Source organism: Bradyrhizobium sp. HKCCYLRH1030 (genome assembly GCF_051168395.1).
GTDB lineage: Bacteria > Pseudomonadota > Alphaproteobacteria > Rhizobiales > Xanthobacteraceae > Bradyrhizobium.
Window position 1 is genome coordinate 38,374 of the sequence record NZ_JBNPUY010000021.1, and the last position, 8,957, is coordinate 47,330.

The window sequence follows — 8,957 nt, forward strand, 5'->3', positions numbered from 1 at the left end:
GGATATTGCTTTGCATCAAGTCCGCGGCCGGAAACGGCGCTAAGCGGTTCCTGCTTCTCCTCACGGGCGTGCAATGTCGATCGACCCACAACCTGCGCCGATGTTTCCCAATGGCTTGAGCGCGGCGGAGGCAGCGCGCCGGCTGCGGACGGAAGGCTTCAACGAGCTGCCGCAACCGGGCTCGCGCTCGATCCTGCGCCTCGTCGCCGACGTTCTGAAGGAACCGATGCTTCTCCTGCTGCTGGGCGGCGCCGGCATCTATCTCGCGCTGGGCGACGCGGCGGAAGCGATGCTGCTCGGCGTGTTCGCCTCGGCCTCCGTCTTCATCACCATCGTGCAGGAGGCGCGGACCGAGCGCGTGCTGGAATCGCTGCGCGACCTGTCAAGCCCGCGCGCCCTGGTGATCCGCGACGGCGAGCGCATCCGCATCGCCGGCCGCGAGGTGGTGCGCGGCGATCTCATCGTGCTGGCGGAAGGTGATCGCGTCGCAGCCGATGCGGTGCTGCGGCAATGCGACGATCTGCTGACAGATGAATCGTTGCTGACAGGCGAATCCGTGCCGGTGCGCAAGCGGCCGGCCGCCGGCGAAGCGATGGACGCGGCAACCGTGGCCGGCGGCGACGACCAGCCCTTCGTGTTCTCCGGCAGCCTGGTGGTGCGCGGCGGCGGCATTGCCGAGGTGATGGCGACCGGGCCGCACACGGCGATCGGCAGGATCGGCCAGTCGGTGACCGCCCTGGAGACCGAGACGCCGCGGTTGCGGCAGCAGACCCGGCGCCTGGTGCTGGCGTTCGCGATCGCCGGCGCCATCGTGGTTGCGGTCACGGTCGTGCTCTATGCGGTGTACCGCGGCGGCTGGCTGGAGGGAATCCTCGCCGGCATCGCGCTGGGCATGTCGATGCTCCCGGAGGAATTCCCGGTGGTGCTGACGGTGTTTCTGGCGATGGGCGCCTGGCGCATCTCGCAGGCGCGGGTGCTGACGCGGCGCGCTTCGGCGATCGAATCGCTCGGCGCCGCCACCGTGCTGTGCTCCGACAAGACCGGCACGCTGACGCAGAACCGCATGATGGTGGCCAGGCTGGTGCTGCCGGACGGCGGCGCGCTGCAGCCTGCGACGGCGACGCCGGACGCCATCACACCGCCCTTCCGCGATCTCGTCGCCACCGCCGTGCTCGCCTGCGACCCGCAGTCGCATGATCCGATGGAGCAGGCGCTGCACGCGCTCGGCGCCGACGCCACCGCGGGCGCCACGTTGCAGCGGCGCTACGGTCTGCGCCCCGACCTGCTGGCGATGACCAACGTCTGGTCGCGCGACGGCGCCGGCGTCGTGGCGGCCAAGGGCGCGCCGGAAGCGATCGCATCGCTCTGCGGCGTCGACGGTGACGAGCTGGCGGCGCTGCAGGCGCGCGTCGAGACGCTCGCCGCCGAGGGCCTGCGCGTGCTCGGCGTCGCCCAGGCGAGCTGGAGCGGCGAGGCGCTCCCCGACACACAGCAGGACTTCGCGTTCTCGTTCCGCGGTCTCGTCGGCTTCGCCGACCCGCTGCGTCCGGAGGTGAAGGATGCCGTCGCCGAGTGCCGCTCCGCCGGCGTCCGCGTCATCATGATCACCGGCGACTATCCCGCGACGGCCACCGCCATTGCGCGGCAGGCCGGGATCGATCCCGAGCGCGTCATCGCGGGCCCCGAGCTTGCCGATCTCGACGACGACGCCCTGGCGCTTGCGGCGCGCGCGCCGACGGCGTTCGCGCGCATCATGCCGGAGCAGAAGCTGCGCATCGTCACCGCGCTCAAGGCCTGTGGCGAGATCGTCGCGATGACCGGCGACGGCGTCAACGACGCGCCGTCGCTCAAGGCCGCGCATATCGGCATCGCGATGGGCGGCCGCGGCACCGACGTCGCGCGCGAGGCCTCGGCGATCGTGCTGCTCGACGATGATTTCGGCTCGATCGTCAAGGCGATCCGGCTCGGCCGGCGCATCTACGACAATCTGCGCAAGGCGATGAGCTTCATCCTCGCCGTGCACTTTCCCATCGCCGGGCTGGCGCTGCTGCCGCTCGTCACGGGCCTGCCGCTGCTGCTCGGACCTGTGCACATCGCCTTTCTCGAAATGATCATCGATCCCGTCTGCTCGCTGGTGTTCGAGGCCGAGACCGAGGAAAGCGACATCATGCGGCGGCCGCCGCGCGATCCGCAGGAGCCATTGCTGCCGCGGCCGCTGGTGCTGTGGGGGGCGCTGCAGGGCATCCTGGCGATGCTCACCACGGGCGGCGTCCTGCTGCTGGCACACCGCAACGGCATGCCGGACGACGAGCTCCGCGCGCTGGTGTTCTTCACCCTGGTGTCGGTGATCGTCAGCCTGATCTTCGTCAACCGCTCGTTCTCGAGCTCGCTGCGCGAGGCGCTGCTGCGGCCGAACCGCATGCTGCTGCTGGTGATCGGCTTCGTCGTCGCCGTGCTCGCGACCAGCCTGACGCTGCCCGCCGCCGCGGCGCTGTTCCGGTTCGGACCGCTGCACGCCGACGATCTCGCCCTGACCGCGACAGCCGCGCTGACCACGCTGATCCTGCTCGAACTGTCGAAGTTTCCGCTGCGCGCCGCGCTCGCGCGGCACGCAGCCAGGAAAGGTCAGGTCAAGGCGACCTCGCCGGCGCGGTAGATCGCGAGATCGCGCGAGCCGGAGAAGATCGCGCGCGGCTTCAGCCCGTAGAAGCGGCGGATTGAGTGGCTGAAATGCGTGGAATCCGGATAACCGATGTCCTGCGCGAGATGCGCCAGGTTGAGGTCCTGGTTGGCGTAGTTGAGCAGATGCCGCGCGCGCTTCCAGGCGCGGAACGAGCGGAAGGAGATGTCGGTCTCCTCCTTGAACAGATGCAGGAAGCGCGACGTCGAGAGCCCGACGGCGGCGGCGCAGCTCTCGGCCGTGGCCGGCTCGCCGGAGAAGCGGCTGATCAGGCCGATCGCCTTGACCACGCGGGGATCGAGCGTCCGCTGCGGCAGCACCTCGCCGAAGCACAGCCGGTCGAACACGGCGCTGGTGACGTCGCCGCTCAGCGGCCGCTGCACCAGCTCCTCATAGGCGGCGCGGATGCGGCCAGCATAGGCCTCCGCCTCGCGGGTGACCTTGCTCGCGAAGCGATCCAAGGTGCCGATCGGCACGCTCTCCGGCTCGATCGTTACGACGATGACGGTCCGATAATCACTCTCGATCGTGTGCGGCCTGTTGGGCGGCACGACCAGCAGCTCGCCGCGACGCTCCTCGCCGCCGTCGGGAATCAGCCGCAGGCTGCCGGTGAGCGCGACGTAGATATGGCACGCGCCCGAGCAGCGCTGGCGCGGACGGCCGAGCAGCCCGGCGTAGAAGACGCGCTCGGGCGTGATCAGCATGAGATGGCCGGAGTCCCGGCGGGTCACATCCATGGTCTTCCTCCTGAGGCGCGGCTCTGTCGGCCGCTTCTTTGGAGAAGAACCATAGCGCAATTCGCGCCCCTGTCATCGGCGACGATTGCCGATTTTTGTCGCGGTTAACTCATCGATCCGAGATGATCGTCATTCCGGGGCGCGCGTGAGCATCGCCCCGGAATGACGTGTCCAAAGCTACGGCCTTACCCGCGGCTCGATGCCCTGCTCCACGCCCGCGCGCTGCTCGGCGGCGCGTGCCCGCTGATAGCCCTCGCGCTGCTGCAATCGCACCCAATAGGCAGCCACATTCGGCCCAAAATCCTTGGCGAGCCCAAGCGTGTCTGCGAGACGCAATGCATAGCCGATCACGATGTCGGCCGCGGTGAAACGACCCGCGCACAAGAACTCGGCATTCGCGGTCGCTGCCTCCACGGCGCGCAGCCGTCCCAGGAACCACTTGGCATAATCCGTGGCGACCTGCGGCGAGCGACGCTCCTCCGGCTCGAGCTGAGTGTATCGCAATACCAGCGTCTGCGGGAACGTCAGCGTGGCGTCGGAGAAATACATCCAGTTCAGGAACGCGCCGTAGTCCTTTTCCTCAGGCCCGACCATCAGCGGCGTCGGGCCGTGCTTGATGCCGAGATAATGGCAGATGCCCGAGGACTCCGTCATTTTCGTCTCGCCGTCGATCATGAACGGGATCGTGCCGAGCGGATTGATCGCCAGATACTCCTTCGCCAGCACCCGCGGCGGGAACGGCAGCATCTTCAACTCATAGTTAAGTCGAAGCTCTTCCAGCATCCACAACGGGCGAAACGAGCGGGCGCCGTCGCAATGATACAGCGTGATCATCAGGCGCTCCCAGCTTTGCCGGTGCCGGGCAAAGTCCCCATCATCTTGCACAGGATGGTCAACATGACCTCGTCGGCGCCGCCGCCGATCGAGCTCAGGCGCGAATCGCGATAGGCGCGGCTGACCGGGGTCTCGTTCATGAAGCCCATGCCGCCCCAATATTGCAGGCAGGCGTCGGTGAGCTCGCGGCCGAGCCGGCCGGTCTTGAGCTTCACCATCGTCGCGAGCCGCGTCACGTCCTCGCCGGCGATCAGCGCCTCCGCGGCCTGGTAGGTCAGCGCGCGCAGCAGCTCGACCTCGGTCTGCATTTCCGCGAGCTTGAAATGGACGACCTGGTTGTCGAGGATCGAGCGACCGAAGGCCTTGCGGTTGCGCGTGTACTCGATGGTCGCGTTGATGATGGACTCATGCGCCTTCAGGCAGGCGGCGCCCGCCCACAGCCGCTCCTCCTGGAACTGCATCATCTGATAAGTAAAACCCTGCCCCTCCTCGCCGATGCGGTTGCGCTTGGGCACCCGGACATTGTCGAAGAAGATCTGCGCGGTATCCGACGAGCGCATGCCCATCTTGTCGAGCTTGCGCGCGACCTGCACACCCTTGCTCTTCATCGGCACGCAGATCAGCGACTTGTTGCGATGGACAGGTCCGTCGCTGGTGTTGGCGAGCAGGCAGATGAAATCGGCCTGGGTGCCGTTGGTGATCCACATCTTGCCGCCATTGATGACGTAGTCGTCGCCATCGCCGCGCGCCTGGGTCTTGATCGAGGCGACATCGGAGCCCGCGCCGGGCTCGGAGACGCCGATGCAGGCGACGTAGTCGCCTGAGATCGCGGGCGCCAGGAACTCCTTGCGCACCTCGTCCGAGCCGAACCGCGCCAGCGCCGGCGTCGCCATGTCGGTCTGTACGCCGATCGCCATCGGGATCGCGCCGCAATTGATGGCGCCGAGCTCTTCCGCCATCATCAGCGCGTAGGAATAGTCGAGCCCCTGGCCGCCGAACTCGACCGGCTTGTTGAGGCCGAGAAAGCCGAGGTCACCGAGCTTCTTGAACAGCTCATGCGCGGGGAAGATGCCGGCTTCCTCCCATTCGTCGACGTGAGGATTGATCTCGGCGGCGATGAACTTCTGCAGGATGCGGCGCGGTTCGTCGTGGTCGGCGGTGAAGAGCATGTTTCATTCCCTGTCATTCCGGGGCGATCGCGAGCGACCGAACCGGGAATCTCGATATGGTCTCATTTGACTGAGTCACGCTCGTCGTTCCGGGGCAAGGCCGCAGGCCTTGAACCCGGAATCCAGAGATTGCTTTGCGTTCGTTGCAACAACCTCGAGATTCCGGGTTCAGCTCTGCGGGCTGCCCCGGAATGACGTGCTGAGAAGGCGCGCGTCACAATCCCATCTGCCGGCTCGCCAGATCCTTCATGATCTCCTCGGTGCCGCCGCCGATGGCGTTGACCTTGACCTCGCGATAGATCCGTTCCACGCGGACACCCCGCATGAAACCGGCGCCGCCGAAGATCTGCACGGCTTCGGAGGCGCAGTAGGCCATCGTCTGCGTCGCCTGGTTCTTCATCATGCAGATCTCGGCGACCGGATTGTCGCCCTGTTCGAGCCGCCACGCCAGCATTTCCAGCATCGCCTGCGATGCCGCCACGCGCTGCGCCATGTCGACCAGCTTGTGGCGGATGACCTGGTGCTGCGCGAGCGGCTTGCCGAAGGTCTGGCGCTCCTTGGCGTAGGCAATCGCATCGTCGAGGCAGACACGGGCGTAGGCCGTGCAGCTCGCCGCCATGCCCATCCGCTCGCTGTTGAAATTGTGCATGATCAGCTTGAAGCCCTGCCCCTCCTCTCCGATCAGGTTCTCGACGGGCACGCGGCAGCCGTCGAAATGCAGGGTCGCGGTGTCCGACGCCCACCAGCCCATCTTGTCGAGCTTGGTGCGCGTCAGCCCCGGCGTGTCGCCCGGCACGAGCAGCAGACTGACGCCCGCCGGCCCCGGTCCGCCGGTGCGCACCGCGACCGTGATGTAGTCGGCCCGCATCCCGGAGGTGATGAATGTCTTCTCGCCGCTGACGACATAGTGATCGCCGTTGCGGACGGCCCGGGTCCTGAGATTGGCAACGTCTGAGCCACCGCTCGGCTCCGTGATCGCCAGCGCCGAGATCTTGCGCCCAGCCAGAATCTCCGGCAGCACGCGCGCCCTCACCTGCGGCTGCGCGGCGCGCGCGATCGGCGGCGCGCCGATCGTATGGCTCATCAGGCTGGCGCTGATGCCTCCGGCACCCGCACGCGCCAGTTCCTGCGACGACACGATCTTCATGAACTGGTCGGCCGGCACGCCGCCGAATTCCTCCGGGAAGCCGAGCCCAAGCAGGCCGATCTCCGCCGCCTTCAGATACAGCGCGCGCGGAAATTCTCCGGCCTCGTCCCACGCGCTCGCGAACGGCGCGATCTCCTTGTCGACGAAGCGCTTGATGACGTCGCGGAAGGCCTCGTGCTCGGCCGTGTAGAACGGGCTTTTCGTCATGGCGGTGCCGGGAGCATCCTGCTTCGTGCGCTTCCGAAGATGCGCCGGAAACGCCCGCATCAACTTGCGTGGAGTGGCTGACCGGCAAAATCACCTGCGGCGCGCCCGGTCGGCCCGGCCGGCCTCCCGGGGCCAGCGCCTGGACGCAAGACAGTGCATTGCACACATCTGCCCACTCGTTGCCGTGAGCGGCCTTCCATGGTCGCCATCGCCGCAAGCCAAGAACAAGAACGACAATCACGAAAATTCAACCAGAGGAAGCCCAGGGAATGTTGCCGATGACGACCAGGACACTGCTCTCATTCGCGGCCGCGGCCGCCTTTTCCGTACTGGCGAGCCAGAGCGCGCTTGCGCAAAAGAAATACGACACCGGCGCCACCGACACCGAGATCAGGATCGGCAACGTCGAGGCCTATAGCGGCCCGGCCTCGGCCTACGGCATCATCGGCAAGACCGAGGAGGCCTATTTCAAGATGATCAACGATCAGGGCGGCATCAACGGCCGCCGGATCAACTTCATTTCCTATGACGACGGCTACAGCCCGCCGAAGACGGTCGAGCAGGTGCGCAAGCTGATCGAGAGCGACGAGGTGTTCCTGGTGTTCAACGCGCTGGGCACGCCGACCCAGACCGCCGTGCAGAAATATCACAACGCCAAGAAGGTGCCGCAGCTGTTCCTGGCCACCGGCGCCAGCAAATGGAACGACCCGAAGGAATTCCCCTGGACCATGGGCTTCCAGCCGAGCTACCGCGTCGAGGCGCGGATCTTCGCCAAGTACATCCTCAAGGAGAAGCCGAACGCGAAGATCGCGATCTTCTATGCCAATGACGATTTCGGCAAGGACTACGTCCTCGGCATCAAGGAGGTGCTCGGCGACAAGGCCAAGACCATGATCGTCGCCGAGGAGAGCTACGAGACCACCGAGCCGTCGATCGACTCCCACATCGTCAAGCTCAAGGGCACCGGCGCCGACGTGTTCGTCAACATCTCGACGCCGAAATTCGCGGCGCAGGCGATCAAGAAGATCGCCGAATTGGAATGGAAGCCGATGCATCTGATGACCGACGTCTCGATCTCGATCGGCGCGGTGATGAAGCCGGCCGGCCTCGAGGCGTCCGAGGGCGTGCTGTCCGCCGGCTATCTCAAGGATCCGTCGGACCCCCAGTGGAAGGACGACGAGGGCATGAAGAAGTTCATGGCCTTCATCGACAAGTACATGCCGGGCGCCAACATCTCCGACGCCAACCTCGCCTATGGCTATGCCGCGGCCCAGACCATGGTGCAGACCCTGAAACAGTGCGGCGACACTCTCACCCGCGACAATGTCATGAAGCAGGCCGCCAGCCTCAAGGACTTCGCGCCGGATACCCTGATCCCGGGCATCAAGGTCAACACCGGCCCGAACGATTTCGCCCCGATCGAGCAGCTCAAGATGATGCAGTTCAAGGGCGGCAAGTGGGATCTGTTCGGCGACATCATCAGCGCGGATGTCGGGGGATAGCAGCGTCGCTGCGGCGCCTCACTCGGAATCGTCCAACGGCGCGCCGCATCGCTTGAGCCCCCCTCTCTCTACGCCGACGATCGGCTCCCCTCCCCCTTGGGAGGGGTTGGGGGTGGGGGTCTCCGCACTCCAAAGGCCGTGAAGGGCACAGCGCATTTCGGCGCCGCAACCACCCCCCAGAACAATTCCTTCTCATCACCCCAATACTTCGAGCGGTCTTCGTGGACCCCCACCCCCGACCCCTCCCCGCAAGGAGGGAGGGGAGCAGACTGCCCGTGACGCAACATTCTGCCATCCAAAAACTTCTTGCTATTTTTCCGAATTCATGATCATCTCTCGACATCCCGCCTCACCGCAGAGGGGCGTTGCGCGCGATCGTCACGACACGCGAGGCGGGGATGCGGTGGCCGCGAGAGATCGCAGCGTCTTCTCACGAGGGCGCGGACGAACGATCGCTCGCGGACGTGAAGTCGCAGCGTCCTGACACCCCGAAGCTGGTGTCCAGCGCAATGCGCGCAAGCGCATTGTCGCCATGGTGGCCAACAAGCCGGCGCACCAGGGAGACTGCGTATAAGCGTTCAACCCATCGCGCAGGGAATGCCGGCGGCGGATTCAATTGGTCGTCGCAACACTCGATGAGGAGGTTGCGATGGGCATTCGAAAGAAACGGTCAACGCGGGG

6 protein-coding genes are annotated in these 8,957 nt (G+C 66.1%); 2 read left to right on the forward strand and 4 right to left on the reverse strand.

The window, feature by feature from the left end:
- Positions 1-73: 73 nt before the first annotated feature.
- Positions 74-2,656 carry a cation-translocating P-type ATPase gene (locus ACQR1E_RS33175; RefSeq protein WP_434898065.1) on the forward strand — a complete coding sequence of 861 codons (2,583 nt, stop codon included), beginning with the start codon at positions 74-76 and terminating at the stop codon, positions 2,654-2,656.
- Here the strand turns inward: ACQR1E_RS33175 and ACQR1E_RS33180 are convergent.
- The 4 genes from ACQR1E_RS33180 to ACQR1E_RS33195 all read right to left on the reverse strand — a co-directional run bounded on the left by ACQR1E_RS33180 (position 2,626) and on the right by ACQR1E_RS33195 (position 6,774).
- Entirely contained in the window at positions 2,626-3,417 is a 792-nt protein-coding gene (locus tag ACQR1E_RS33180) for a helix-turn-helix domain-containing protein (RefSeq protein WP_315827916.1), read from the reverse strand. The two genes, ACQR1E_RS33175 and ACQR1E_RS33180, sit on opposite strands and share 31 nt — an antisense overlap.
- 177 nt (positions 3,418-3,594) lie before the next feature.
- Complete coding sequence (locus ACQR1E_RS33185; protein ID WP_315717059.1) at positions 3,595-4,251, reverse strand: glutathione S-transferase family protein; 657 nt, start codon at positions 4,249-4,251, stop codon at positions 3,595-3,597.
- Complete coding sequence (locus ACQR1E_RS33190) at positions 4,251-5,420, reverse strand: acyl-CoA dehydrogenase family protein (protein ID WP_316172609.1); 1,170 nt, start codon at positions 5,418-5,420, stop codon at positions 4,251-4,253. Before ACQR1E_RS33190 ends, ACQR1E_RS33185 begins: the two co-directional genes overlap by 1 nt.
- 214 nt (positions 5,421-5,634) lie before the next feature.
- Positions 5,635-6,774: an acyl-CoA dehydrogenase family protein gene (locus ACQR1E_RS33195; RefSeq protein ID WP_316171972.1), complete on the reverse strand. Its 1,140-nt coding sequence runs from the start codon at positions 6,772-6,774 to the stop codon at positions 5,635-5,637.
- Between the two features lie 269 nt (positions 6,775-7,043).
- On the opposite strand from ACQR1E_RS33195, the gene ACQR1E_RS33200 reads away from it, so the two are divergent.
- Entirely contained in the window at positions 7,044-8,276 is a 1,233-nt protein-coding gene (locus tag ACQR1E_RS33200) for an ABC transporter substrate-binding protein (protein WP_315717056.1), read from the forward strand.
- Positions 8,277-8,957 lie beyond the last annotated feature (681 nt).

Excerpts from the sequence above, each read along its gene's own strand:
- ACQR1E_RS33175 (WP_434898065.1), top strand. The coding sequence starts at position 74 with ATGTCGATCGACCCACAACCTGCGCCGATGTTTCCCAATGGCTTGAGC.
- ACQR1E_RS33180 (WP_315827916.1), bottom strand. The coding sequence starts at position 3,417 with ATGGATGTGACCCGCCGGGACTCCGGCCATCTCATGCTGATCACGCCC.
- ACQR1E_RS33185 (WP_315717059.1), bottom strand. The coding sequence starts at position 4,251 with ATGATCACGCTGTATCATTGCGACGGCGCCCGCTCGTTTCGCCCGTTG.
- ACQR1E_RS33190 (WP_316172609.1), bottom strand. The coding sequence starts at position 5,420 with ATGCTCTTCACCGCCGACCACGACGAACCGCGCCGCATCCTGCAGAAG.
- ACQR1E_RS33195 (WP_316171972.1), bottom strand. The coding sequence starts at position 6,774 with ATGACGAAAAGCCCGTTCTACACGGCCGAGCACGAGGCCTTCCGCGAC.
- ACQR1E_RS33200 (WP_315717056.1), top strand. The coding sequence starts at position 7,044 with ATGTTGCCGATGACGACCAGGACACTGCTCTCATTCGCGGCCGCGGCC.